We start from the raw sequence: 26,815 nt of genomic DNA, 5'->3' as shown, positions 1-26,815 counted from the left end.
CCACACCCAACCCCAACCCCTACCCCACCCACAGGACAGCCCGACGCCCATGACCTACCGCCAAGGCCGCTTCTGGCAACCTGACGTCACCGTCGCCACGGTGGTGGTCGCGGACGGCCGCCTGCTGATGGTGGAAGAGAGCGTGGGCGGGCGCCTGGTGCTCAACCAGCCGGCCGGCCACCTGGAGCCCGACGAAAGCCTCCTCGAGGCAGCCCTGCGCGAGACGCGCGAGGAAACCGGGTGGGACGTCCGCCTGACCGCCTTCGTGGGCGCATACCAGTGGAAGGCCCCGTCCGGGGATGGGGGCAACGGCCGCCATTACCTGCGCTTCGCCTTTGCCGCCGAGCCGGTTGCCCACGATCCCACACGCCCGCTGGATGAGGGCATCGTGCGGGCCCTCTGGCTGTCACCGGCCGAATTGCAGGCCCAGGCACCGCGGCACCGCAGCCCGCTGGTCTGGCGTGCCGCCGAGGACTTCCTTGCCGGCCGCCGCCAGCCGCTCGACGTGGTGCAGCACCTGGCATGAGCGAGGTCCGCACCATCGTCGGGATGTCCGGCGGCGTGGATTCGTCCGTCGCGGCAATGCTTTTGCGCGACGCCGGCGAGCCGATCGCCGGACTCTTCATGCAGAACTGGGCCGACGACGGCAGCGGCGAATGCCGTGCCGAGGATGACCGGCGTGATGCCGTGGCGGTATGCGGGCGGCTGGGCATTCCCATCCATTTCCGCGATTTCTCGGGCGAGTACTGGAAAGGCGTGTTCGAGCACTTCCTGGCCGAGTACGCAGCCGGACGCACGCCCAACCCCGACGTGCTGTGCAACCGCGAGATCAAGTTCAAGCACTTCCTCGATGCCGCCCATGACCTGGGCGCCGAGTTCATCGCCACCGGGCATTATGCACGCGTCGCGGAGCACCGCGGGCAATTCCAGTTGCTGCGCGCCCGCGACCGCAACAAGGACCAGAGCTATTTCCTGCACCAGTTGGGACAACGGCAACTGGCCAGCACCCGCTTTCCGCTGGGCGAGCTGGTCAAGACCGACGTGCGCCGCATGGCGCAGGAGGCCGGTCTTCCGACCGCCGCGAAGAAGGACTCGACCGGTATCTGCTTCATCGGCGAGCGCGACTTCCGTGAGTTCCTGTCACGCTACCTGCCGGCCCGGACCGGTGAGATGCGCACGCCCGGAGGCCAGGTGATCGGGCAGCACCCCGGCGTGTTCTTCTACACACTGGGCCAGCGCGAAGGGCTCAGCATCGGTGGCGTGCGCGGGTTCGAGCCGGCGCCGTGGTTCGTGGTGGGCAAGGACGTGGCCAGCAACGTGCTGTACGTGGACCAGTGCATCGGCTTTCCATGGCTGCAGTCGGGTCGGTTATGGTCGGAAGCGGCCCACTGGATTTCTGGCGCACCGCCCGCCCAACGCTTCGAGTGTTCGGCGCAAACGCGCTACCGCCAGGCCGACGAGGCCTGCGAGGTGACCGTCCAGGACGACGGCACGCTTGAGGTCCGCTTCGCCCGTCCGCAGCGCGCCGTGACGCCAGGCCAGTCGCTCGTACTGTACGACGGAGATGAGTGCCTTGGTGGTGCGGTGATCGCCGCTACCGATGCCCCCCTGGAACAACGCCTGAAGGTCCAAGCTGCATGAGCGAATCCCGTACAAATCCCATGTCCGAGCGCGTCCTGGCACTCGCCGGGCTGGCGCAGGCCCTGGCGCAGGTGCGTCGCATCGCCGATACCGGCACGGCGGAGCAGCGCGTGCTGTCGACGGCATTGGACTCGGTATTCAGGATCGACGCGGCGACGCCCGCGGCCGTTTACGGCGGCGTGGAGTCGTTGCGTCCCGGGCTGTCGTTGCTGCGTGAGTATTTCTCCAGCAAGTCGCGCGACGAACAGTTGCCGCGCCTTGCGCTGGCCGTCCTGCAACTGGAGCGGCGCTTCGTGACGGACGAAGCAATGGGCCGTCGCGTGCAGCACGGCATCCAGTCCCAGGCCGCCTTGGCGGAGCGCGAAGGCACCACCCATCCGGACGTCCTGTCCGCACTGGGCGGGCTGTATGCCGAAACGCTCAGTCATCTGCGTCCGCGCGTGCTGGTGCAGGGCAACCCGCATTACCTGGGCCAGGCCAACGTGGTGGCGGAGGTACGCGCGGTGCTGTTGGCCGCCGTACGCTCTGCCGTGCTCTGGCGTCAGCTGGGCGGCAGCCTGTGGGATTTCCTGCTGCGCCGCCGCGACATCGTGTCCGCGATCAGCGCGCATCTGGATTGAGGAAGGGGCGTGCCGGCCCGGAGGCGATGTCCACAGGCGATCGATGAAATGCGATGCGGCGCTGGCCCGATGAACATCAGCGCCTCGTCACCGTGCCTCCTGGTCTGCCTTGTCCATGCCCAACAGTCGGCGCAATCCACTGCCGATTCGCCCGCCAACACCCGCACTGCTCCCGCCGCTGCTGTCCGGCATCGGCAACCGCGATGCTACCTGGCACAGGGTCTCCGCTCCCAGGCTTATCAGTTTGATGCGATGGCCGGTGTCGCGCTGCACCCGGCTGGCCATCTGGACGGCCAGCATGGAGTGGCCGCCGAGTTCAAAGAAATTGTCCTCCGCGCTGGCCGGCACTCCCAGCAGCTCGGACCAGAGCCCGGACAGATAGCGGACCCTCGGGTCGATCCCCGTGGCTGGAGCCTCCACCTTGGCAGCCGGGGCGCTTGCCTTGGCAAGGGGCGGTGGCAGTCCGTTGCGGTCAATCTTGCCGTTTGGAAGCTCCGGCAGGCCATCCAGTACGACAATGTGCTGCGGCAGCATGTAGGCCGGCAACACGCCCTGAAGTTGATTCTTCAGCGCCGCCTCGTCGAGCACGGTACCGGGTAACGGGACGACGTAGGCCACCAGCCGCAGGTCGTCCGGCCGATCCTCCCGGACGATCGCGGCCACCCGTGCGATTCCGGTGCAGGCGCACAGGTTTGCCTCGATCTCACCCAGTTCGATGCGATAGCCACGAACCTTGACCTGATTGTCCAGCCTTCCCATGTGTTCAAGGTTTCCGTCCTTCCGCCAGCGGCCGCGATCGCCTGTCCGATAGAGCCATGCCGGCACGACCGGGTGGAGGTCATTGCTTTCGGCAAAGGTGTAGCGGTCCGGGATGAAACGCGCCGAGGTCAACTCCGGCCGGTCCAGGTAACCCCGGGTTACGCCGTGCCCGCCTATGCAGATCTCACCCGGCACGCCGAGCGGACAGAGCTCTCCACCGCCGTCCACGATCCAGATGCTGGTATTGGTGATTGGACGCCCGATGTGGACGTCCGGCATCGCCCCGTCCCCACGGCGCTCGATGTGGGCACACGTTGACCAGACGGTCGTCTCCGTGGGGCCATACAGGTTCCAGACTGAACCACACCGGGACAGCAATGATGCAGCCAGATCGGGTGCCATCGGCTCACCACCGCACAGGGCCTTGAACGCGCTCGAACCTTTCCAGCCCGCCTCCAGCAGCAATCGCCAACTCGATGGCGTTCCCTGCATGACCGTAGCGTTGCTGGATTCGACCAACGCCCGAAGCGCTTGGCCATCACTCGCCGTATCACGGTCCGCCACTATCACTTCCGCGCCGACGCTCAATGGCAGCAGCAGCTCGAGAACCGCGATGTCGAAGGACAGGGTCGTGACCGCCACCAACCGGTCGTGCTCGGACAGGCCGGGGCTTGCACGCATGCTGGAGAGGAAATTCGACACGGCCCGGTGTGGCACCACCACGCCCTTGGGTCGGCCGGTGGAGCCCGACGTATAAATGACATAGGCGGGGTCCTCCGGCGAAGCGCAATCGGCGTCCGGGCCAAGCCTCTGCGCGGACGCGTCGTGGATTCGTCCAGAGTCCGCGTCCAGCAGGAGCACGGGGCGACCCCGCAGGTCAACGCGATCAGCATGCTCGCGCGTGGTCACCAGCATGGCCAGCCCTGCGTCCGCAGCCATGAACGCGAGGCGCTCGGTGGGGAATGCGGGATCCAGCGGAACATACCCGGCACCGGACTTCAGGATCGCCAGCAACGCCGCGAGCATGTCCACGCCACGCCCGATCGCCACGCCCACCAGGGCGCCCCTCCCGATGCCGTGTTCACGCAGCACATGTGCGATCTGGTTGGCGCGCGCCTCGAGATCCTGGTAGCTGCAACCGGTGCCTCCAGCCAGGACCGCACGACGCATCGGCGTACGATCGCACTGCCGTTCGAAGTACTCGTGCACCCGGCACGCGTAATCGTATTCCACTGGCCCGGGCTGCAACTGCCCAAGCTCGCTCCTGGTCTCCGCATCCAGCATGGGGAGCCTGCGCAACTCCGTCGACAGCGATTCCACGGCGCCACGCAGCAGGCACTCGTAGGCCCGCAGCCAGCGGCGGATGGTCGCAGCGTCGAACAGGTCGGTGTTGTACTGGCACTCAAGCCTCAGTTGCCCCTTCGCCTGGACCGCATTGACGAATAATTCGAACGTCTCGAAAGTTCGCGGAACGCTGTCGAATTCCATCGCGAGGCCTTCGAAGGCCTCGCTCTGCTGGTCGATGGCCTGGTCCAGGTTGAACAGCACGCTCACCAATGGCATTCGGGCTGGATCCCGAGGAAGCCGCAACCGGGTCAACAATGTTCCCAACGTGCACTGCTGGTGGTCCAACGCGTCGAGCAAGGTGCCCTGGGCAACATCCAGCAGCTTCGAGAACGCATCGGATGCATCGACGTCGAAACGAAGCGGAAGGGTATTGACACAGTGCCCGACGAGGTCATCGCAGCCCGCAACGGGCTGCCCGGCGGCAGGAATTCCGATGACGATGTCGGACTGGCCGGTCAATCGGGCCAGCAGGCCCGAGAACCCCGCCAGCAGCATGGCGAAAAGGCTCGCATTGCGACGTGCGCCGACGTGTCGCAGTGCGCAGAGCAGGTCTTCATCCAGTACATGGTCCACCCATGCCGATGCGAAGCTGCGAACCGGTGGGCGGGTCCTGTCGGCCGGCAATTCCAGTACGGTCGCAGCACCGGGAAAGCGGCCCTGCCAGTACGCTTCATCCGCCTCGCGCTTTGAAGGTTCGTACGACTCCGCCTCGTCGAGGCAGAAATCCCCAAAGGTTGCCGGTTCCGGAAGTTGGGGCTCTCGTCGTGCCAGATGCTGTCCATACAGCGCACCCAGCTCGCGCACGATCACCCACCAGGACCAGCCATCGCAGACCACGTGGTGCGCGGCAAGCAGCAGGACGTGTTCGCCCGCCCCGATGCGCATCAGTTCGGCCCGGAACAGCGGATCCACGGCCAACGAGAATGGCGTCTGTACCGCCCGGTCGAACCGCTCGGAGACGGCAGCCCCGGCGTCAACAGGTCCGAACCCGGCGAAATCGAAATACTCGACTGGAAGTGGAGCGCTGGATCGAATGCACAGCTCCAGGCCATCCGGAGCAACGTTTGCCCTCAGCGCATCGTGCCGATCCGCGAGATCCTGCAATGCCTGGCACAAGGCATCGACATCCAGTTCGCCGTGGAATCGCAACCGCACGGCCAGGTTGAACGCCAACGACGCATCCTGGCCCAACTGGTCCGCCAGCCAGATCTCGCGCTGGGCGCGGGTGGTCGGCACCACACGCTCCAGCGCCCCCCCGGCGAACGGATCGTAATCCACCGGCTCCAGAATGGGAGTCGCTGCAATGGCTGCGGTGCTCATGTCCCCACCCTCAGGAACTTTCCTGATCGCTGCGGATCCGTCACGAACCATGCAGGCCGACCATCGGGATCGCGACCCAGGCGGGCCCCGGGCAAAACCGGATTCGAAGCATCCGTTCCCATTCGCCGTATGCGGCGACGGCGGCCGGCGTCGCCAGCGGGCAGTTCCATCCCAACGGCATCATCGGCACGGGCATGGAGGTGCGGATCGTCCGGTAACTCCGCATCAAGGTGCTCGGCAAGCCGGGCGAGACTCGCGTAAGACGTCATCAGCAGGCGGAATGAAATCTTCACGGAGAAGGCACGCTGCAGTTGCAGGGCAACCTGCGTGAGCATCAGGCTATCGAGGCCAAGCTCAATGAAGCCCACCTCCGAGTCCGCATCGCTGAGCCGGAACCCCGCCGTGTCCTCGATGATGCTCCTGAGTTGTGCAAGCAGTCGGCTGCGACGGTCTTCACCGACGTCGTTGCCGACGGCATCAACAACGCCGCCTGACTCCGGTGCCTGCGCCACCGGTTGTGGGGATGCGTGTTCCAACGGACGAGAGGTGGCACTGACTGGTGTGGCCGCTTCGATCCAGTAGCGCTGGCGCTCGAATGGATACGTGGGCAGGCGGACCCGGCGTCGGCGCAGCCGGCGATCGAACCGCACAGGATCAATGGCCACGCCCCGCGCCCACAACTGTCCCGTGGCCAGACGCACCGAAGCGTCCTCGGTTGCGGGGCTGTCGCCCAGGGTCGGCAACGCAGCCACGGGGTGATGCTGACCGCCCGGATGCTGGCGGGCCAATGTGCACAACGTGGCGCGCGGCCCAACTTCCAGCAGCACATGGGTTTCGGTGCCCAGGACGTGCCCGATCGCGGATGAGAACCGGACGGGCTGTCGCAGGTGTGAGGCCCAGTAATCCGCCGAGACCGCCTCCTGTGGAGTGAGCAAGTCTCCGGTGGCGGTCGAAACGATGGGAATGCGCGGTACCGAAAGCTGCAGCTTCGCCACCGCGGCACGAAATGGCGCCACGGCAGGCTCCATCATGAGGGAGTGGAACGCATGCGATGTGCGAAGCGCCCGACATGCGACGCCGGTGGATTCCAACGTGGCCTGGAAGCGGGCAATCGCGTCATGCGATCCAGACACGACACAGCTGCCGGGCGCATTTTCGGCTGCCAGCGACAACTCCGACGGCAACAGGGGAAGCAGGTCGCCCAGTGCCATGCGAACCGACAACATCCCTCCACCCGGCAGTGCCTGCATCAGCTTGCCGCGGGTGGCGACCAGTCCGATGGCAGCCGGCAGGTCGAACACGCCGGCCAGCGTTGCCGCCACGAACTCTCCTACACTGTGTCCGATCATGGCGACCGGGACGATGCCATGGGCCAGCCACATCCGGGCCAGCGCGTACTCGATCGCGAACGTCGCCGGTTGCATGATGGCGGTCGGCAACATCACATCGGGGTTGTCGCTGAAGATGCACCCGATAAGCTCCTGCCCCGAGCGCTCCCCCAGGGCCTCGACACACTCGTCCAACGCGGCCCGGAACACGGGCTCCGACGCATGAAGCGCTCGTCCCATCCCCGGGTATGTCGCCCCTTGGCCCGGGAACAGGAATACGACCTGGCTTTCCCGTGCAGGCCTGCTGCGTGCCGTGGTCGCGACGACGCCTGGGCTGCGCAACTGCTCTACCGCATCCCCAGCGCTCTCCGCGACAATGGCCAGCCGGTGAGGGAACGCCTTGCGCCCCACCGCGAGCGTCCACGCAACGTCGGCAAGATTGCACGGATCATGCAACGCAAGATGGTCCGCCAGCCTGCTGGCGGCCTCTGCCAGCGCACCCGGTGTGCGCGCGGAAAGCACCAGCAGCTGGGGCCCGTCACCGGGTTCCGATTCAGGCAGCTCGGGGGCCTCCTCGAGGATGACATGCGCATTGGTGCCGCCGACGCCGAACGAGCTCACGCCTGCCCGTCGCGGAATGCCCGACCTGGGCCACGCTTCCAGCGATGCATTGACGACAAAAGGTGATGACTGGAACGGGATGTCGGCGTTGGCCGCCTGGAAATGAAGGCTGGGTGGAATCCGTTCCTCGGATAGCGACAGCGCCGTCTTGATCACGCCTGCGGCACCCGCGGCGATCACAAGATGACCGATGTTGCTCTTCACGGAGCCGATGCGGCAGAACCCAGATGCATCCGTGCCGCGCCGGAACGCACGGGTGAGGCCTTCTATCTCGATGGGGTCTCCCAATGGGGTAGCGGTCCCATGGGCCTCCACGTAGCCAATGCTCCGCGGGTCGATGCGTGCGCGATCTTGCGCCATCGCGATCACCGCGGCTTGTCCATCACTGCTCGGCGCGGTGAAGCTGGCTTTGCCGCCTCCGTCATTGTTGACCGCGCCGCCCACGATGACGGCGAACACCTGGTCACCATCGACAAGAGCATCAGACAGGCGTTTCAACAACACCGTGCAGCCGCCATCGCTGAACACCGTGCCCTGGGCCTTGGCGTCGAAGGTTCGTGTGTGGCCGTCCGGCGAAAGCATCGCGCCTTCCTGGTACATGTACCCGCTCCGGGGTGGGCAGGTAATCGTGATGCCGCCAGCCAATGCCATGTCACAGTGGCCAAGCCGCAAACTGTCCATCGCCTGGCAGATGGCGACCAGCGATGTCGAACACCCGGTGTGGATGCTGATGGCGGGGCCGGTCAGGTTGAGCTTGTAGGCGACACGGGTGGCGATGAAATCCTTCTCATTGTCGAGCATCACCTGGAAGGCGCCGACTTTTTCGATGAGGTCTGGACGTGGCGACACATGTCGCTGGAAGTAGCTGGCATTGAACATGCCCGCGAACACGCCGACAGGACTGGCCATTGCATCGGGAACGTAACCTGCCCGCTCGATGCACTCCCACGCCAACTCAAGCAGTATCCGCTGTTGCGGATCCATCAACTCCGCTTCCCTCGGCCCTATTCCAAAGAATCCAGCATCGAACAGTTCCACCCCATCGATGATGCCGCGCGCCTTGACGTAGCATGGATCGTCACGCTCCTGCGCGGTGACCGAAGGGTCGAGTTCTCCGGGAGAGAAGAAGGTGATGGTGTCCCGTCCTTCACACAGGTTGTTCCAGAACGCCTCAACGTCAGATGCGCCCGGAAACCGCCCCGCCATCGCGATAATGGCGATGGGTTCTTCCAGCCTTCCACCTTCGCGTCCGCGGATTGAACTGAACCGCGAGGCGGCGATGTCACCCGTATCCGTGCCCCTGATCACGGCCGCCAACCTCGCGGGTGTCGGGTTGCGGAACAGGTCGGCCGTCGTGATTGCCGCTGCGGCCGCATGTTCCCGCAATCCACGGACGCGGTCCATCAGCCCGGTCGCCAGCAAGGAATCACCGCCCAGCTCGAAGAAGTTGTCATGCCGCCCCACTTCATCGATGCCGAGGATCTCGCCGAAGCACGTGCACAGCATCGATTCCACGGCCCCGGATGGCGGCTCGTATCCATGCGCCAACTCCGGACGTCCGCGAGGCGGAGCGGGGAGTTGTTGCCGGTCGAGTTTTCCGTTTCCGGTCAGTGGCAGGCGCTCAAGTTCGACGAACGCGGTCGGGATCATGTAGTCCGGCAACATTTCCGCGAGATGGCGGCGCAGCTCCGCCTGCGAAGCCGGCCGGACGTCGGGAACGACATAGGCAACCAGGCGCGCATCTGATTGCCCGTCGTCATGCCTTGCGATCACTGCGCATGCGCTGACCGAATCGTGACGGGCAAGCACGCTCTCGATCTCACCGGTTTCGATTCGGAAACCGCGAATCTTCACCTGCTGGTCGCTTCGCCCAAGATACAAAATGTCGCCGTCTGGCAGCTGCCGCGCCAGGTCTCCGGTCTTGTAGACGCGCAGGGTGGTCCCCTCGGGCGTCGACCAGTCGAAGAACCGTTCGGCGGTCAATTCGGGGCGATTGAGATAGCCGCGACAGACCCCTGCCCCTGCCACGTATATCTCCCCTGTCTCACCCACCGGGACCAGGTCGAGATCGGCATCCAGCAGGTACATCCCGAGATCGGGAATGGGCTGCCCGATCAGACTGCCGACGTTGCGTTCGACATCGTCAATGCCCAGGGGCCGGTAGGTGACATGCACCGTCGTCTCGGTGATCCCATACATGTTGACCAGCTTGGGCTGCGCGTCGCCATGTCGCTCCATCCATGGGCGCAGCATCTGCAGCTCAAGCGCTTCGCCGCCAAAGATCACGTAACGCAACGCAAGGGTCGATGGATCGGTCCCCGATACCCGGTCCGCGTGGACCAGCGCCTTGAACGCGGACGGGGTCTGGTTCAGCACCGTGACGCCTTCGCGTTGCAGCAAAGCGAGGAACTGCTCCGGCGATCGGCTGGTCAGGTAGGACACCACCACCACACGGCCACCGTGAACCAGCGCGCCCCAGATTTCCCATACCGAAAAGTCGAAGGCATGTGAATGGAAGAACGTCCATACGTCCCCGGGCCCGAATCCAAACCAGGCTTCGGTGGAGGTAAAGAGCCGGGCCGCGTTTGCGTGGGTCACCTGGCAGCCCTTGGGCTTGCCGGTGGAACCGGACGTGTAGATGACATAGGCGAGGTTGTCCCCGGTCGCCCGGGGTTCGGGATCATGATCCGACTCCGTCTGGAACTCCGCCCAGGTCGATTCCAGCATCAGCGCGGGTACGTCCACGGTCGGCAGCGCTTCCCGCTGCGATGGCGATGTCAGCAGCACCGCAGGCTGGGCGTCCTCGATCATGAATTGCACCCGGTCATGCGGGTACGTCGCATCGATGGGCAGGTAGGCGCCGCCGGCTTTCAGGATGCCCAGCAGGCCCACCAGCATCTCGGCGGAACGCTCCAGTCCGATCGCGACCAGGGACTCCGGCCCAACCCCGAGCGCACGCAGGCGGTGGGCCAATTGATTGGATCGGCGATTCAACTCGCGATACGTGAGTTCAACTCCTTCGCAGGTGACCGCGACGGCTTCCGGTGTGCGCGCCGCCTGCTGCTCCACCCGTTCATGGATACACGGCAACTCCGGCCGCGGGGCCCGATCCCACGGACGCCCGGCGATCTCTTGGCTCATGCCTCCTCCCCGTTCTCGGCCACATCGCGCCAGCGGCGGGCGTCGCCACTGTCGTTGGTCGCCACCACCCTGCCGGGTGCCATCCATGAACTGGAGAATGATGGTCGCGCTGATGTGTGGGATCAACGTCGCGAAAGGGGGCGTTCGGCCAAATGGCCGGATGCGCTCCGTCCTGACCGTTCACGGAACGCCACGCCGTTGTCGCAGACAGGGCGACAGCGCCAAGAAGCGTTTCACCAAACGGGACACAATCCTTTGGAGACAGCCAGGCTCCAGCTCGACCCGGTGGTCTTCTGTCGGCGACTTGGAGTCGTCGCATTGACGCTGGTGGTCATCAACATGACGCTGCAGACATGTCAGATCCTCCTGCAGCAGGACGACGTCATGGGCTTGCCCATGATGAGCCTGGACCATGAGAACAACGTCCCTGCCCTGTTCTCCACCTTGCTGCTGCTCACGTCGTCGGTGATCCTGGCATGTATCGCATGGGTGGAGCGCACGCGCGGCGGCGCCGATGCCATCCAATGGGCCATCCTGGCGGCAGGCTTGCTGCTGATGGGCGTGGATGAATCCCTTTCGCTGCATGAGCGCCTGATCGACCCGCTCCGCGCACTGATGCACGACTCCCTGGGCATTGAACGGTTTGGCATCTTCTACTTCGCGTGGGTGATTCCGGGCATCGCCCTTGTGGTGGCGCTCGGCATCTGCTTCCTGCCGTTCGTGCGCCGTCTTCCCACCCGGACTGGGGCCATGCTGCTCGTTTCCGCCGCTATCTATTTCGGGGGCGCCCTTGGGGTCGAACTCGCGGAAGGCTGGTGGCGGGAAGGGCATGGCAACCGGAACGTGGTGTACCACGCCTTCGTCAGTATCGAGGAGGGCATGGAGATGATCGGCGCCATCCTGCTCATCCATACCCTGCTCGACTTGCTCGCAAACCGCTCTGGCGGCGTCATCATCGCGCTGAAGGCACGAGAACACGCCGTCCCGATGGCGGCCGCGTCCGAGGTTGGGGGGGCGTCGGCCGCGCTCCGCGAAGATCCCCGGCTGGACGCCCCCTGAGACCTCGCGATGGCCTGGTACGCGACGGCCAAAAACAGGAAACCCGGCACATGGCCGGGCCTCCTGCAACACATCACGCCCGGCGGAGTCAGGCTGCCGTGACCGTCTCCGCCACTTCGCGATACTCCTCGATCTGGTCGAAGTTCATGTAGCGGTAGATCTCGGCGCCGTTGGTGTTGATCACGCCGATGTCCGCCATGTACTCCTCGCGGGTCGGGATGCGGCCCAGGCGCGAGCAGATCGCCGCCAGTTCCGCCGAGCCCAGGTACACGTTGGTGTTGCGGCCCAAGCGGTTCGGGAAGTTGCGGGTGGAGGTGGAGAACACCGTCGCGCCCTCGCGCGCCTGCGCCTGGTTGCCCATGCACAGCGAGCAGCCCGGCATTTCCATGCGCGCACCGGCGGTGCCGAAGGTGCCGTAGTGGCCTTCCTTGGTCAGCTCCGAGGCGTCCATCTTGGTCGGCGGCGCGACCCACAGGCGGGTCGGGATGTCGCGCTTGCCTTCCAGCAGCTTGGCCGCGGCACGGAAGTGGCCGATGTTGGTCATGCACGAGCCGATGAACACTTCATCGATCTTGGCGCCGGCCACGTCGGACAGGGTCTTCACGTCATCCGGATCGTTCGGACAGGCGAGGATCGGTTCCACGATTTCGTTGAGGTCGATCTCGATGACCGCGGCGTATTCGGCATCGGCATCGCCTTCCAACAGTTGCGGGTTGGCCAGCCACGCTTCCATCGCCTTGATGCGGCGGGCGAGCGAACGCGGATCGGCGTAGCCCTCGGCGATCATCCACTTCAGCAGCGTGATGTTGCTGTTGATGTATTCGATGATCGGCGCCTTGTCCAGGTGCACGGTGCAGCCGGCAGCCGAACGCTCGGCCGAGGCGTCGGACAGCTCGAATGCCTGCTCCACCTTCAACTGTGGCAGGCCTTCGATCTCGAGGATGCGGCCGGAGAAGATGTTCTTCTTGCCCTGCTTGGCGACCGTCAGCAGGCCCTGCTTGATCGCGGCCAGCGGGATCGCGTTGACCAGGTCACGCAGGGTCACGCCCGGCTGCATTTCGCCCTTGAAGCGGACCAGCACCGACTCCGGCATGTCCAGCGGCATCACGCCGGTGGCAGCGGCGAACGCGACCAGGCCCGAACCGGCCGGGAACGAGATGCCCACCGGGAAGCGGGTGTGCGAGTCGCCACCGGTGCCGACGGTGTCGGGCAGCAGCATGCGGTTGAGCCAGCTGTGGATCACGCCGTCGCCCGGACGCAGCGAGATGCCGCCGCGGTTGGAGATGAACTCCGGCAGCGTGTGGTGGGTCTTCACGTCCACCGGCTTCGGGTAGGCGGCAGTGTGGCAGAACGACTGCATCACCAGGTCGGCCGAGAAGCCCAGGCAGGCCAGGTCCTTCAGCTCGTCGCGGGTCATCGGGCCGGTGGTGTCCTGCGAACCCACCGAGGTCATCTTCGGCTCGCAGTAGGTGCCCGGACGCACGCCCTGGCCTTCCGGCAGGCCGCAGGCGCGACCCACCATCTTCTGCGCCAGCGAGTAGCCCTTGCCGGTGTCGGCCGGGTTCTGCGGCAGGCGGAACAGCGTCGAGGCCGGCAGGCCCAGCGCCTCACGCGCCTTGGCGGTCAGGCCACGGCCCACGATCAGCGGGATGCGGCCGCCAGCGCGGACTTCGTCCAGCAGCACGTCGGACTTCAGCGCGAATTCGGCGATGACCTGGCCGTCCTTCAGCGCCTTGCCTTCGTACGGACGCAGCTCGACCACGTCGCCCATGTTCATCTGCGACACATCCAGCTCGATCGGCAGCGCACCGGCATCTTCCATGGTGTTGTAGAAGATCGGCGCGATCTTCGAACCCAGGCACACGCCGCCGAAGCGCTTGTTCGGGATGAACGGGATGTCCTCGCCGGTGAACCACAGCACCGAGTTGGTGGCGGACTTGCGTGAGGAACCGGTGCCCACCACGTCGCCGACGTAGGCAACCAGGTGACCCTTGTCCTTCAGCGACTCGATGAAGGCGACCGGACCGCGCTTGCCGTCTTCTTCCGGGGTGATGCCGTCACGGGCGTTCTTGAGCATCGCCAGCGCGTGCAGCGGGATGTCCGGGCGCGTGGTGGCGTCGGGCGCCGGCGACAGGTCGTCGGTGTTGGTCTCGCCGGTCACCTTGAACACGGTGATGGTCAGCGACTCGGGCACTTCCGGCTTGCTGGTGAACCACTCGGCGTCGGCCCAGCTCTGCAGCACGGACTTGGCGTTGGCGTTGCCCTGCTCGGCCTTTTCCTGCACATCGTGGAAGGCGTCGAACATCAGCAGGGTGTGCTTGAGCGCATTGGCGGCGACGGGACCGAGTTCAGCGTCATCCAGCAGCTCGATCAGCGGGTGGATGTTGTAGCCGCCCAGCATGGTGCCCAGCAATTCGGTGGCGCGGGCGCGGCTGATCAGCGCGTTCTTCTCGGTGCCGTGGGCCACGGCAGCCAGGTACGAGGCCTTGACCTTGGCGGCATCGTCCACGCCGGCCGGCACGCGGTTGGTGATGAGATCCAGCAGGAACTCGCCCTCGCCCGCCGGCGGGTTCTTTAGCAGCTCGATGACGTCGGCGGTCTGCTGCGCGGTCAGCGGCAGCGGCGGGATTCCCAGCGCGGCGCGTTCGGCGACGTGTTGGCGATAGGCTTCGAGCATGTGATGACTCCGGTGGCTTGCAGGACCCCAGCGAAGGGATCCGGGTTCTTGAAATGGGATGCAGCGATAACGCGAAACAAGTTTTCAAAATATGGTGTTGCAGGTCGGGAGTGACAGACCCGGCCTGACGGCTCCGGTCCGGCATGGCTCCTTCCCCGCAAGGCCTCAAGCGGTTGGCACGATCAGCTTGAGCCCCTTGAAGTACTGGCGATAAAACCCGTCGTCGCGGGTGATCAGGCCATCGCACTGCAGCAGTGCGTGGGCCCCGATCAGGAAATCCGGCACTGCGCGCGCGCGCGGACCACCGCGTTGGCGATGGCGACGCTGCATCTCGCCGGCACGCAGCGCCGACTTCGACTCCAGCGCACTGAAGCGGATGCTCATCTCCTCCAGCACGGCCAGCGCCTCGGCGCCGTCGCGCAATGCACTGCACACCTCGGCCAGCGCCACATCGCTGATCACCACCGGGCCGTTGCCCAGGCACTGGCGCAGGCAGGCTTCGGCGGCATCGGCTTGCGGACCGTTGGCCAGCAGGTCAATCAGGACGGAGGAATCGATGGCGATCATCGGCGCGTCGCCCGGTCAGGACTCGAGCGGCTCGCCCGGCGCGCGACCGCGGATGGCGCGCATCGCCTCGTCGGTGGACTCGAAGCCGTCCAGCTTGAAACGGCCCCGGGCACGGGAGATGGCGTCATCCACGCTCTTGCGCAGCACGATGCGGTTGCCCTCCAGCTCGACCTTGAGCTGGGCGCCCTTGGCCAGGCCCAGCGCATCGCGCACGGCCTTGGGCAGGGTGATCTGGCCACGCTCGCCGACGGTTGCTTCCATGGCGGCCTCCGCATCGAAGTATGTACGAATTATACATACCTGAACGGCCATACTCAAGTTGGCCTACCGGCTCGCGAGGCCCGAAACAAAGGCATTCAAAGCGAACTAGACCAAGGTCCAATGCAAGGATGCAGCGTTCCGGCCCGGCGATCACCGGACCTGAATGCGGCGGGGCCATAATGGGGCAGTTCGCGCCGCACCGGCCTGCCCGGCGGCACCCAAGGACGCCAGCCAAGCCCGCTTCCCCCACGGCTGGCCCGCCACCCTGCCAAAGGAGCTGCACCCATGAACGACTCCTTCTCCACGCGCCGCCAGTTGACCGTCGACGGCACGTCACTGACCTACTACAGCCTGCCGGCACTGGGCGAACGCTTCGACCTGTCGAAGCTGCCCTACTCCATGAAGATCCTGCTGGAGAACCTGCTGCGCCACGAAGACGGCGGCATGACGGTCGGCAAGGAGCACATCGAGGCGGTCGCGCAATGGGACGCGACGAAGGAGCCGGACACCGAAATCGCCTTCATGCCCGCACGCGTGGTGCTGCAGGACTTCACAGGCGTGCCGTGCGTGGTGGACCTGGCGGCGATGCGCGATGCCGTGACCCGGCTGGGTGGCAGCCCGAAGCAGATCAATCCGCTGATTCCGTCCGAGCTGGTGATCGACCACTCGGTGCAGGTGGACGTCTTCGGCCGCCCCGATGCGCTGGACCTCAACGGCAAGATCGAGTTCGAGCGCAACAAGGAGCGCTACAGCTTCCTGCGCTGGGGCCAGAAGGCGTTCGAGAACTTCAAGGTGGTGCCGCCCAACACCGGCATCGTGCACCAGGTGAACCTGGAAAACCTCGCCCGCGTGGTGATGGAGCGCGAGATTGAAGGCGTGACCTACGCCTTCCCCGACACCGTGTTCGGCACCGACAGCCACACCACCATGATCAACGGCATCGGCGTGCTGGGCTGGGGCGTGGGCGGCATCGAGGCCGAGGCCGCCATGCTTGGCCAGCCCTCGTCGATGCTGATTCCGCAGGTGGTGGGCTTCAAGCTCACCGGCAAGCTGCCCGAAGGCACCACCGCCACCGACCTGGTGCTGACCGTCACCCAGATGCTGCGCAAGCAGGGCGTGGTGGGCAAGTTCGTCGAATTCTTCGGCGATGGCCTGCAGCACCTGCCGCTGGCCGACCGCGCCACCATCGCCAACATGGCGCCGGAATATGGCGCGACCTGCGGCATCTTCCCCATCGACGCCGAGGCATTGAACTACCTGCGCCTGTCGGGTCGCAGCGATCGGCAGATCGCGCTCGTCGAAGCCTATGCCAAGGCCCAGGGCCTGTGGCACGAACCGGGCGCGCCCGAAGCCACCTACTCCGCCACGCTGGCGCTGGACCTGGCCGACGTGAAGCCCTCGCTCGCCGGCCCCAAGCGCCCGCAGGACCGCGTACTGCTGGGCGACATGCAGGCCAACTTCAACGAGAACCTCTCCAGTCTGGTCGCCGGCCGCAAGGCGAAAACCGGCTGCGCCGAGCAGGACTTCCGCGAGGAAGGCGGCGCGCAACCGCAGGCCGACCACCTCGCCGCCAAGCCACAGTCGAAGATCCGCATCCACGACCAGGATGCCCACCTGCTCGATGGCTCGGTGGTGATCGCCGCCATCACCTCGTGCACCAACACCTCCAACCCGGCGGTGATGCTGGGTGCCGGCCTGCTGGCCCGCAACGCTGCGCGGTTGGGGCTGAAGTCCAAGCCGTGGGTGAAGACCTCGCTCGGCCCAGGCTCGCTGGTCGTCACCGACTACCTGCGCAAGGCCGGCCTGCTGGATGACCTGGAGGCGCTGGGCTTCTATGTGGTCGGCTACGGTTGCACCACCTGCATCGGCAACTCCGGCCCGCTGCCGGACGTGGTGTCCAAGGGCATCGCCGAGAACGACCTGGCGGTGGCGTCGGTACTGTCGGGCAACCGCAACTTCGAAGGCCGCGTACACCCGGAGGTGAAGATGAACTATCTCGCCTCGCCGCCGCTGGTGGTGGCCTATGCGCTGGCCGGCACCGTGGACATCGACCTCACCCGCGACCCGCTGGGCCACGCCACCGACGGCGCGCCCGTGTACCTGCGCGACATCTGGCCCAGCAACAAGGAAATCGGCGACCTGATCGCCGCCACCGTGGGCCCGGAACTCTTCGCGCAGAACTACGCGGACGTGTTCAAGGGCGACTCGCGCTGGAACCAGATCGCCGCGCCCGAAGGCGAGTCCTTCCATTGGGACGAGGCGTCCACCTACATCAAGAACCCGCCCTACTTCGATGGCATGACCATGGCCGTGGGCCACATCGCCGACATCGAAGGTGCCCGCGTAATGGGGCTGTTCGGCGACTCGATCACCACCGACCACATCTCGCCCGCGGGCAACATCAAGAAGGATTCGCCGGCCGGCCGCTTCCTGCAGTCGCGCGGCGTGCAGCCGGCGGACTTCAACAGCTACGGCAGCCGCCGGGGCAACGACGACGTGATGGTACGCGGCACCTTCGCCAACATCCGCATCAAGAACCTGATGCTGGGTGGCGAGGAAGGCGGCAACACGCTGTATTACGGCCCGGGCGGCGCCGCGGCGGAGAAGCTGGCCATCTACGACGCGGCGATGAAGTACAAGGCCGACGGCGTGCCGCTGGTGGTGTTTGCCGGCAAGGAGTACGGCACCGGCTCCAGCCGCGACTGGGCGGCCAAGGGCACCAACCTGCTGGGCGTGAAAGCCGTGGTGGCGGAAAGCTTCGAACGCATCCACCGCTCCAACCTGGTGGGCATGGGCGTGCTGCCGCTGCAGTTCCACGAGGGCCAGAACGCGCAGACGCTCGGGCTGGATGGTTCGGAAACCGTCAGCGTCAGCGGATTGGCGGATGGTGCGTCACGCACGGCCACCGTCGTTGCGCGCAAGACCGATGGCAGCGAGAAGCGCTTCGAGGTCAAGGTGCTGTTGCTGACGCCGAAGGAAGTGGAATACTTCCGCCACGGCGGCATCCTGCACTACGTCCTGCGCCATCTGGCGGCGCGAAAGGGCTGATGGAGGCCGCGGTTGGGCCTTGGGGCGGCTGCGTCGCCCCAAGGCAGACCGTCACCCCCTGCGGTCGATCGGCGAGCGGGCTACTTCGTTCCTTCCCAACGCAGACTGGTCAACTCCCAGGCGCCGCCATCACCCTCGCGCCAACCACTCTCGACCGCATACAGGCGTGCGCTCTCGGGTAGCAGGGCCCCATCGCCTCCCGTGAGCGCCGCGGTAAACCGCACCGTCGCGTGACGCCCACCGTCGGCCATGTCCACCTGCATCGGCCCCAGGTTCACGCCGATGGCGCGATAGCGCAGGAACGCCGCCTGCGCCATGCGCCGCAGGCCAGCGCAATCCATTCCATCCGGCCCGACAAAGTCCTCGGCAACCACGTCGGAGAGCGAGGCCGCATCGCGGGTCGCAAGGTATTGTTGCGACGCATCAATCGTCTCGCGCAACCGGGCCTCGGGCGGCGTTCGACCACACCCAAGCAGCACGCATGCGCAGGCAATGCCTGCAATCAATGCACGAACCAGCCCCACGATCACCTCCCACGCCTGCCTTCGCCACATGGCACGCTAACCGCATCGCACCTGCCTTGCCAGTCTCCGGGGCCTATGCTCCAATCCAGACAAAGACCGTACGGCTGCGCATCCGCGGCGCGACGGCCCAAAGACAGGCGATATAGAGGGGATCGCGATGACCAACGCTCGACCGTGGCTGGCCCAGTACCCGTCTGGAATTCCTTCGGAGATCGATGTCGACGAGTTCCCGTCCATCGTCTCGGTACTGGACACCGCGATTGCCAACTACCGTGATCGCCCGGGGTTCGCCAACCTGGGCAAGACACTGACCTACGGCGACATCGACAAGCTGAGCGCGCAGTTCGCGGCCTACCTGCTGGGCGAGCTCAAGCTCAAGAAGGGCGATCGCGTCGCGATCATGATGCCCAACTGCCTGCAGTACCCGATCGCCACGTTCGGCATCCTGCGCGCGGGCCTGACGGTGGTGAACACCAATCCCATGTATACCGCCCGCGAGCTCAGGCACCAGCTCGTGGACTCCGGCGCCAGCGTGATCCTGGTGATGGACAACTTCGGCCACACGGTGCAGGAAGTGCTGGCCGACACCCAGATCAGGCAGGTGATCACCACCGGCCTTGGCGACATGCTGGCGTTCCCGAAGGGACCCATCGTCAACTTCGTGCTCAAGTACGTGAAGAAGATGGTGCCCGACTACGAAATCCCCGGCACGATCCGTTTCCGCGATGTGCTGACCCTGGGGCAGATGCATTCGCTGCCGGATGTCGACATCGAGCCCGATGACATCGCCTTCCTGCAATACACGGGCGGCACCACCGGCGTGGCCAAGGGCGCGATGCTCACCCATCGCAACCTCGTCGCCAACATGCAGCAGGCGGCGGCATGGGTCGGCGGCAATGTCAGGATGGGCGAGGAGATCATCGTCACCGCCTTGCCGCTCTACCATATCTTCGCATTGACGGCGAACGGCCTGGTCTTCATGAAGTTCGGCGGGCTCAACTACATGATCACCAACCCGCGCGACATGCCCGCGTTCGTGAAGGAGCTCAAGGGCGTGCCGTTCACCGCCATCACTGGCGTCAACACCCTGTTCAACGGCCTGCTCCACACCCCCGGCATCGAAGAGGTCGACTTCTCGCGCCTGCACCTGACGCTGGGCGGTGGCATGGCCGTGCAGCGTGCGGTGGCCGAGCGCTGGAAGAAGGTCACCGGCTGCACGCTGGTGGAGGCCTACGGCCTGACCGAAACCTCGCCGGCCGCGTGCATCAATCCGATCACGCTGGAGGAGTACAACGGCTCGATCGGCCTGCCGATACCGTCCACCGATGCCTGCGTGAAGGACGAGGGCGGCAACGTGCTCCCGCAGGGCGAAGTGGGCGAGTTGTGCATCAAGGGCCCCCAGGTAATGAAAGGCTACTGGCAGCGTCCCAGGGAAACCGCCGAGGTCCTTGACGCGGAAGGCTGGCTGCACACGGGCGACATGGCCCGCATGGATGAGAAGGGCTTCTTCTACATCGTGGACCGCAAGAAGGACATGATCCTGGTCTCTGGTTTCAACGTGTACCCCAACGAGATCGAGGATGTCATCGCGATGATGCCTGGCGTACTTGAAGTCGCGGCCGTTGGCGTTCCCGACGAGAAGTCGGGCGAAGCGGTCAAGGTGGTCATCGTCAAGAAGGACCCCAACCTCACCGCCGAGCAGGTCAAGGCGCATGCGCGCGAGAACCTGACCGGTTACAAGCAGCCCAGGATCGTCGAGTTCCGCAAGGAACTGCCGAAGACCAATGTCGGCAAGATCCTGCGTCGCGAATTGCGGGACGAGTCGCCGGCGCATTGAGCCCGGCGACCCGCCCAGCCGCTGCAGAGGCCCCTCTTCGAGGGGCCTTTTCTTTTCGCGTAGTTTCCGCGGTGTAGCATCGAACCCGTTCCGCATCTTTTCCCAATGGCCACACCGCAACCAGCGAGGAGGACACCATGACTGCCATCGACGTTTCCAACCAGACCCAGCCCTATCCCACCGTGGCCACCGAAGCCGACGACGCCGGCAATGAAATCTGGATGTACATGCACGCCGACAACCGTCCCGGTATCCGCCCCTGCTTCCGCACGGAGCTGATGATGGACATGCACGCCTACCTGGCCTCCGTTGCCGCCCCGCATGCCGGCGTCGGCACCCGGGGGCTCCGTCACCTCGTCATCGCATCCGCCGCGCCGGCGTTCAACCTGGGCGGCGATCTCGAGCTGTTTGGCAAACTGATCCGCTCCGGCAACCGTGCGGAACTGCTGGCCTACGCGCAGAGCTGCGTCGAGGGTGTTTACCAGTTCCATACCGGACTGGGCGGCGATTTCCGGACCATCGCACTCGTGCAGGGTGACGCACTGGGTGGTGGCCTCGAACTGGCCCTGTCATGCCACGACATCGTCGCCGAGCAGGGCGTGGACATGGGGCTTCCCGAGGTGCTGTTCGGATTGTTCCCGGGCATGGGTGCCTACTCGTTCCTGTCCCGCCGCATCGGGCCGCATGCGGCAGAGCGCATGATCCTCGAAGGTCGCCTGTACACCAGCGACGAACTGCACGCGATGGGCGTGGTGGACGTGCTGGTGCCCAAGGGCCAGGGTCCGCAGGCGGTCCGGGAGCTGATCCGCCAGCAGCAGCGTGCGCCCCATGCACACCGCGCCCTCAACCGGGTCCGGGCATTGTCGCAGCCGGTCGCGCGCGAGGAACTGATGGCCATCACCGAAACCTGGGTGGACACGGCGTTGCAACTGGGCGATCGATCGCTACGCACCATGGAACGGATCGTCCGGGCACAGGCACGCCGAGGAACCAACCTGGCGGGGTGATCCCCCGGCAGGCACCGGATCAGGGCGCACTCTCTCCACTTGCGCCCGAAGCCTGCGTCCTGCGATCCAGCGCCGAGCGTCCAAGGGACAACTGCTCGCCCAGTTTGATGGCGTGCTGTTGCCAGTCCCGTGACAACTGCCAATCCTGCATGCGCATGACCTCGCCGCTGGCCATCGAGAGGCGCATCAATCCCAGGTTGCTGGCCACGCCTTTCAGGGCATGCGCCTGTTCCCGGATGATGTCCCATGCGCCGCGGTGCCCGGCCTGGCTGAGCTGCGAAAGGCATTCCTCCGCATCGCGCAGGCACTGGACCACGAACTCCAGCTCGAACGATTCGCCCAGCCCAAGCGATCGCAACTCGTCCAGCACGCCCGGGTCGAACACTTCGATGCCCGTGCTGCCATCGCCCCTCGTGGCAACCACTGCCGCCGGGGGCGCAACGCCATTGGCCAGGTTGCCAAGTACTTCCAGCAGCCGTGATGCCGCGACCGGCTTGGCCAGGAACTCCCACGCACCCGCGCGCCGACAGGACTGGATCGACTCAGGGGTGACATCGGCGCTGAGGACCATCACCGGGGTCTTGGCCGCAACGCCGGCCTGCAGCACCCGCAGGTGATGCAGCAGGTCCAGGCCGCTCATGTCCGGCATGTGCAGGTCCACGATGGCCGCATCGAACTCGGCTTCTTCCATCGCCGACAAAGCGTCCTCGCCGCTATCGACGGTGGCCACGCGATGCCCGGCCTTGCGCAGCAGGCGCTCGAGCACCAGCCGGTTGGCGGCATGGTCATCGGCCACCAGGATTCGCATGCTGCGCACGCGCGCACGGTGCCGCAGGAAGGGGTCGGAGAATGCAATGACGTTCTCGGCGGTCTCCCCCACCTCGGCCCGTGGCATCGCGACGGCGGTCGCAGCCGCTCGCCCCAACGGCGCCACAACCTCCGGCTGCCCCAAGTCAAAGGGCAACTCGACCCAGAAGCGACTGCCGCGGCCTTCGGCACTCTCAAACCCGATCGTGCCCCCCATCGCCTCGGTCAGGCCCTTGGCGATGGTCGTCCCCAGTCCTGTTCCACCGTAACGCCGCACCAAGCTCGAGTCGGCCTGCTCGAACGCTTCGAACAGGCGGTGGCGTGCCGAGTCGGGGACACCGACGCCGGTATCGGTCACGGTGAAACGCAAGCGCGCGCGGCTGTCCGGCGCGCCCACTTGGGCCACCTGCAACGTCACCGCACCCTGTTGCGTGAACTTGACCGCATTCCCGGCCAGGTTGAGCAGCACCTGGCGGAGATGGGCGACATCACCCCGCAGCGTCGATGGCACGGATTCGTCCAGCGACGTGGAGAAGCGCAACCGCTTGGCGCGCGCCTGCGGGGCCAGGATCAGCGCAATCCCGTCCACCAGGTCGCGTGGCGAGAACTCGGTGACATCGAGCTTCAGCTTGCCCGCCTCGATCGCGGAGATGTCCAGCACGTCCTGGACCAACGCCATCAATGACTGCGTGGACGCCCGGATCGTGTTCACGCACTCGCGTTGTTCTTCGTCCAGGCGCGTGGCGGCCAGCAACTCTGACATGCCCGCGAGGCCATTGAGGGGCGTGCGGAACTCGTGGCTCATGTTCGCCAGGAAACGGGACTTGGCCTCGCTCGCGCGCCGTGCCTGCTCCGTGGCCCGGGTCAGCGCCCGCAGCAGGCCGGAAAGGTAGAGCGGTACCGCCACCAGCCCCATCAGCAGTCCGATTGCCAACACGCGGTTCTGCTGCCAGTACGGCGTCACCGCGATCACGCAGCCAAAAGCCAGCGTGGCCGCGAGTACCGCCGCCGACAGGTATCGGTTGCCGTATCTCAGGCCATTGCCCACCGTCACCCACATCAGCAGGACGTAGACCCAGGCCAGCGGCTCGCCCATGCGTATCATCGCCGCTGCCATCAGCCCGTAGTCGGCCGCCATGCCGATCGCGCGCCGCAGGTGGGAGCGCCCGGGGCGCGCTACGATCCAGGCCAGCAGCAGCGCACCGATGGTGAAGCCAACGACGACCATCGCCAGCACGTCGCGGTAGATCGCGGTCGGCATGTCCGCCCGCACGCCGTTGAGCGACAGGTACAGCAGCACCACCAGCAGCACGGCCAGGCGCACCACCGCCTGGCCGTGCTCGCTGTCAGGGCGGTGCGCGATTCGCGAGCGGAGCCAGTCCAGGGAATGGGTCATTGATCACTCCGTTTCCACCCTGGCGCTGCCCTTCGAATAGCGCTGGCAGATGTCGTGCAGGCGCTCTCGCGAGCGCATCAGCACGTCCACGCAATCCGGGTCGAACAGGCGGCCACGTTCACTGGCCAGATATGCCACCGCATTGTCCATGCTCCATGCCTGCTTGTAAGGTCGAGGGGACAGCAGCGCGTCGAACACATCCGCCGCCGCCACGATCCTCGCTTCCAACGGGGTATCCCTGCCGGAGAGGCCATCCGGGTACCCTGATCCGTCGTAACGCTCGTGGTGTCGCAGGGCAATCATGGCGCCGAGCTGGATGAACCGGTTCTGGCTGCCACTGAGCAGGTTGTAGCCGATCCGGGGATGCGTGCGCATGATGTCGCGCTCCTCCGGACTCAAGGGACCAGGCTTCAGCAGGACGGCGTCAGGGATGGCGATCTTGCCCACGTCGTGCAGGGGGGCTGCCATCTCGATCAATCGGGCATCCTCTTCCGGCAGGCCCAGTTCCTCGGCGATCAGGCCTGCGACATGGGCCATCCGCTCCAGGTACACACTCGTGCCGGTATCGCGAAGTTCGATGGCACGCGCCAACCGCGCCAATGTCTCGCGCTCGCGTTCCTCCACCTCGTACATGCTCGCCAACAGGCGCTGTTCAAGGGACAGGGCCCGCTGCTTGACGTTCTCCGACTGCTGGCGCAGGTGCAGCAGGTTGCGGCAGCGTGCGCGCAACTCGCGGGGCCGTACCGGCTTGACCAGGAAATCAATCACGCCCGCATCCAGCGCGGCCTGCCGCACCGGCTCGTCGCCCACCACGGTCACCAGCACGATGGGAACGTCGCGGTGGCTGGGGCGACGCCGGAACCGGCGGGCAAACTCCAGTCCGTCCATGCCGGGCATGCGGTAGTCCAGCAGAAGCAGGTCCGACTGGCCCGCCTCGCACCAGGCCAGCGCGGCCTCGGGTTCGCCGAAGTCGTGCACGCTCAACTCCGGCGTGATGTCCTCGATGATCCGCCGGAGCATCGTCCGTGCAGACGTCTGGTCATCCACTATGACGACTTTCACTCAGGCACCTGACCTTTTGCGCCGCAAGGGCCGCGGCACGCGTTGCCAGCATATCGTCCAAGTCGGATGCATGCAGCCACTCCTTGGCAACAGGTGGAACGGGTCAGCCCTGTTCGGCCCGCATGTAGGGGAACAGCAGGACATCGCGGATCGAGGACGACCCGGTGAGCAGCATGACCAGCCGGTCGATGCCGATGCCCAGCCCGCCGGTCGGCGGCATGCCTACTTCCAGCGCGCGGATGTAATCGGCGTCGAAGTGCATGGCCTCGTCGTCGCCGCCGGCCTTGGCCTCGACCTGCGCCTGGAAACGCGCCGCCTGGTCCTCCGGGTCGTTGAGCTCGGAGAAGCCATTGGCCAGCTCCTTGCCGCCGATGAACAGTTCGAAGCGGTCGGTCAACTCCGGATCCTGGTCATTGGCGCGTGCCAGCGGACTGACCTCCACCGGGTGGTCGGTGATGAAGGTCGGCTGGACCAGGGTCTCCTCGACCGTCTTCTCGAACACCTCCAGCAGCAGCTTGCCCCAACCATAGGAGGCCTTCACCGGAATCTTCAGGCGGGCGCAGTGTGCGCGCATCTTCTCCACGTCGCGCAAGTCGCCACGCGCGATCTCCGGGTTGTGCTCCAGCACGGCGTCGGTCATCGACCAACGGCGGAACGTCGGGGCCAGGTCGATGGTGTGGCCATCCCACTCCAGCTCGGTGGTGCCCAGCACGGTCTGTGCCACGTTCCGGATCACGCCTTCGGTCAGGTCCATGATCTCGGTATAGGTGGCATAGGCCTCGTACAGTTCAAGCATGGTGAATTCGGGATTGTGCCGGGTCGACACGCCCTCGTTGCGGAAGCTGCGGTTGATCTCGTACACGCGCTCCATGCCGCCCACGACCAGGCGCTTGAGGTACAACTCCGGCGCCACGCGCAGGTACAGCTGCAGGTCCAGCGCGTTGTGGTGGGTCACGAACGGCTTGGCCGTGGCGCCCCCGGGGATGTAGTGCATCATCGGGGTCTCGACCTCGAGGAACCGACGGGCATCCAGCCACGCACGCACCTCGCGGATGATCCGGCTGCGCTTGAAGAACACCTCGCGCGCCTCGGGATTGACCACCAGGTCCACGTAACGCTGGCGATAGCGCTGCTCCACGTCGGCCAGCCCGTGGAACTTGTCCGGCAGCGGGCGCAGGGCCTTGGTGAGCAGGCGCAGCGCGTCGACCCGGATCGAAAGTTCGCCTGTCCTGGTGCGGGTGACGATCCCTTCGGCCGCGACGATATCGCCCACGTCCCAGCCCTTGAAGGCCTCGTAGACATCGCCCAGCGCATTGGACTGCAGGAACAACTGGATCCGGCCCGACTCGTCCTGCACCTGCACGAAGCTGGCCTTGCCCATCACGCGCTTGAGCAGGATGCGGCCCGCAATCGCGACCTTGTGCGCCTTGGCCTCCAGCGCTTCGACCGTCCACTCGTCGCGATCGGCATACGCGGCCTGCAGGTCACCCGCGAAATCATGCCGCTTGAAGTCGTTCGGGAACGCAATGCCCTGCCCTCGCAACGCCGTGAGTTTGGCGCGACGCTCGGCGATCAGGAAATTCTCGTCGGCGGGCGTCGGGGCGGGAGCGGTCTGGTCGGTCATTGCAGTAGGGGTATCGTGGAAATTCGGGATTGGGAGAGACTGGCATGGCCGGGCCAGGCAACGGCCTGGCTGGCCCCATCGTGCCGCGAGTGGCGGGCCCGCGCCAGCCCGAGGACTGATGCGGTGGCTCCGCCCTACGACAGGCAGCGGGCCAAGTGGCCCGCCGCGC

General features: G+C 65.8%; 16 protein-coding genes. 7 read left to right on the top strand and 9 right to left on the bottom strand.

Translation table 11 applies throughout. From position 1 onward, the window contains the following. Window positions 1-49 precede the first annotated feature (49 nt). The 3 genes from IP93_RS05470 to IP93_RS05460 are packed head-to-tail and all read left to right on the top strand — an operon-like array spanning window position 50 to window position 2,261. Complete coding sequence (locus IP93_RS05470) at window positions 50-526, top strand: NUDIX hydrolase (RefSeq protein WP_144813035.1); 477 nt, start codon at window positions 50-52, stop codon at window positions 524-526. Then, the gene (gene mnmA / locus IP93_RS05465) at window positions 523-1,641 is read left to right on the top strand and encodes a tRNA 2-thiouridine(34) synthase MnmA (RefSeq protein ID WP_144813032.1); all 1,119 of its coding nucleotides are present in this window, start codon (window positions 523-525) and stop codon (window positions 1,639-1,641) included. Before IP93_RS05470 ends, mnmA begins: the two co-directional genes overlap by 4 nt. Window positions 1,642-1,661: 20 nt before the next feature. Beyond that, a complete protein-coding gene (locus tag IP93_RS05460; protein WP_144813030.1) occupies window positions 1,662-2,261 on the top strand; it encodes a lysogenization protein HflD in 600 nt (199 codons plus the stop codon). Between the two features lie 87 nt (window positions 2,262-2,348). On the opposite strand, the gene IP93_RS05455 is transcribed toward IP93_RS05460, so the two are convergent. After that, window positions 2,349-5,687 carry a non-ribosomal peptide synthetase gene (locus tag IP93_RS05455; protein WP_158636279.1) on the bottom strand — a complete coding sequence of 1,113 codons (3,339 nt, stop codon included), beginning with the start codon at window positions 5,685-5,687 and terminating at the stop codon, window positions 2,349-2,351. Next, a complete protein-coding gene (locus tag IP93_RS05450) occupies window positions 5,684-10,777 on the bottom strand; it encodes a polyketide synthase (RefSeq protein WP_158636278.1) in 5,094 nt (1,697 codons plus the stop codon). Before IP93_RS05450 ends, IP93_RS05455 begins: the two co-directional genes overlap by 4 nt. Window positions 10,778-11,095: 318 nt before the next feature. Here IP93_RS05450 and IP93_RS05445 point away from each other — a divergent pair, with 318 nt between their 5' ends. After that, complete coding sequence (locus IP93_RS05445) at window positions 11,096-11,836, top strand: hypothetical protein (protein ID WP_144813022.1); 741 nt, start codon at window positions 11,096-11,098, stop codon at window positions 11,834-11,836. 88 nt (window positions 11,837-11,924) lie between these two features. On the opposite strand, the gene acnB is transcribed toward IP93_RS05445, so the two are convergent. From acnB to IP93_RS05430, 3 genes are all read right to left on the bottom strand, one after another. Further along, a complete protein-coding gene (gene acnB, locus IP93_RS05440; protein ID WP_144813019.1) occupies window positions 11,925-14,513 on the bottom strand; it encodes a bifunctional aconitate hydratase 2/2-methylisocitrate dehydratase in 2,589 nt (862 codons plus the stop codon). Window positions 14,514-14,678: 165 nt separating this feature from the next. Further along, window positions 14,679-15,080 (bottom strand): type II toxin-antitoxin system VapC family toxin, encoded by a 402-nt coding sequence (locus IP93_RS05435; RefSeq protein WP_144813017.1) that lies wholly within the window; start codon window positions 15,078-15,080, stop codon window positions 14,679-14,681. A gap of 15 nt (window positions 15,081-15,095) precedes the next feature. Then, window positions 15,096-15,341: an AbrB/MazE/SpoVT family DNA-binding domain-containing protein gene (locus tag IP93_RS05430; RefSeq protein WP_144813015.1), complete on the bottom strand. Its 246-nt coding sequence runs from the start codon at window positions 15,339-15,341 to the stop codon at window positions 15,096-15,098. 285 nt (window positions 15,342-15,626) lie between these two features. Between IP93_RS05430 and acnA the strand changes: the two genes are divergently transcribed. Beyond that, a complete protein-coding gene (acnA, locus tag IP93_RS05425; protein WP_144813012.1) occupies window positions 15,627-18,389 on the top strand; it encodes an aconitate hydratase AcnA in 2,763 nt (920 codons plus the stop codon). Window positions 18,390-18,469: 80 nt separating this feature from the next. Here the strand turns inward: acnA and IP93_RS05420 are convergent, their stop codons facing one another. Continuing rightward, a complete protein-coding gene (locus IP93_RS05420) occupies window positions 18,470-18,919 on the bottom strand; it encodes a Cif family virulence factor (RefSeq protein ID WP_144813009.1) in 450 nt (149 codons plus the stop codon). A 151-nt stretch (window positions 18,920-19,070) separates the two neighbouring features. Between IP93_RS05420 and IP93_RS05415 the strand changes: the two genes are divergently transcribed. Together IP93_RS05415 and IP93_RS05410 are read left to right on the top strand one after the other, a co-directional pair. Further along, window positions 19,071-20,750, top strand: a complete 1,680-nt coding sequence (locus IP93_RS05415) for a long-chain fatty acid--CoA ligase (RefSeq protein ID WP_144813006.1) — start codon at window positions 19,071-19,073, stop codon at window positions 20,748-20,750. 137 nt (window positions 20,751-20,887) lie between these two features. Then, window positions 20,888-21,757 (top strand): crotonase/enoyl-CoA hydratase family protein, encoded by an 870-nt coding sequence (locus IP93_RS05410; protein ID WP_144813004.1) that lies wholly within the window; start codon window positions 20,888-20,890, stop codon window positions 21,755-21,757. 19 nt (window positions 21,758-21,776) lie between these two features. Here IP93_RS05410 and IP93_RS05405 read toward each other — a convergent pair whose 3' ends face one another. From IP93_RS05405 to lysS, 3 genes are all read right to left on the bottom strand, one after another. Further along, on the bottom strand, window positions 21,777-23,960 hold the full coding sequence (locus IP93_RS05405; protein ID WP_144813001.1) for an ATP-binding protein: 2,184 nt from the start codon (window positions 23,958-23,960) through the stop codon (window positions 21,777-21,779). Between the two features lie 3 nt (window positions 23,961-23,963). Continuing rightward, entirely contained in the window at window positions 23,964-25,022 is a 1,059-nt protein-coding gene (locus tag IP93_RS05400; protein WP_144813000.1) for an HD-GYP domain-containing protein, read from the bottom strand. Window positions 25,023-25,125: 103 nt separating this feature from the next. Then, window positions 25,126-26,646 (bottom strand): lysine--tRNA ligase, encoded by a 1,521-nt coding sequence (gene lysS, locus IP93_RS05395; RefSeq protein WP_144812996.1) that lies wholly within the window; start codon window positions 26,644-26,646, stop codon window positions 25,126-25,128. Window positions 26,647-26,815 lie beyond the last annotated feature (169 nt).

The organism is Aerolutibacter ruishenii (assembly GCF_007830115.1).
Classification (GTDB): Bacteria; Pseudomonadota; Gammaproteobacteria; order Xanthomonadales; family Xanthomonadaceae; genus Aerolutibacter; species Aerolutibacter ruishenii.
The sequence above is the reverse complement of the archived record's forward strand: the minus strand, read 5'-3'. Positions and strand labels throughout refer to the sequence as shown.

Coding starts and splice junctions, on each gene's coding strand:
- IP93_RS05470 (WP_144813035.1), top strand. CDS start 50: ATGACCTACCGCCAAGGCCGCTTCTGGCAACCTGACGTCACCGTCGCC.
- mnmA (WP_144813032.1), top strand. CDS start 523: ATGAGCGAGGTCCGCACCATCGTCGGGATGTCCGGCGGCGTGGATTCG.
- IP93_RS05460 (WP_144813030.1), top strand. CDS start 1,662: ATGTCCGAGCGCGTCCTGGCACTCGCCGGGCTGGCGCAGGCCCTGGCG.
- IP93_RS05455 (WP_158636279.1), bottom strand. CDS start 5,687: ATGAGCACCGCAGCCATTGCAGCGACTCCCATTCTGGAGCCGGTGGAT.
- IP93_RS05450 (WP_158636278.1), bottom strand. CDS start 10,777: ATGAGCCAAGAGATCGCCGGGCGTCCGTGGGATCGGGCCCCGCGGCCG.
- acnB (WP_144813019.1), bottom strand. CDS start 14,513: ATGCTCGAAGCCTATCGCCAACACGTCGCCGAACGCGCCGCGCTGGGA.
- IP93_RS05435 (WP_144813017.1), bottom strand. CDS start 15,080: ATGATCGCCATCGATTCCTCCGTCCTGATTGACCTGCTGGCCAACGGT.
- IP93_RS05430 (WP_144813015.1), bottom strand. CDS start 15,341: ATGGAAGCAACCGTCGGCGAGCGTGGCCAGATCACCCTGCCCAAGGCC.
- acnA (WP_144813012.1), top strand. CDS start 15,627: ATGAACGACTCCTTCTCCACGCGCCGCCAGTTGACCGTCGACGGCACG.
- IP93_RS05415 (WP_144813006.1), top strand. CDS start 19,071: ATGACCAACGCTCGACCGTGGCTGGCCCAGTACCCGTCTGGAATTCCT.
- IP93_RS05410 (WP_144813004.1), top strand. CDS start 20,888: ATGACTGCCATCGACGTTTCCAACCAGACCCAGCCCTATCCCACCGTG.
- IP93_RS05405 (WP_144813001.1), bottom strand. CDS start 23,960: ATGACCCATTCCCTGGACTGGCTCCGCTCGCGAATCGCGCACCGCCCT.
- lysS (WP_144812996.1), bottom strand. CDS start 26,646: ATGACCGACCAGACCGCTCCCGCCCCGACGCCCGCCGACGAGAATTTC.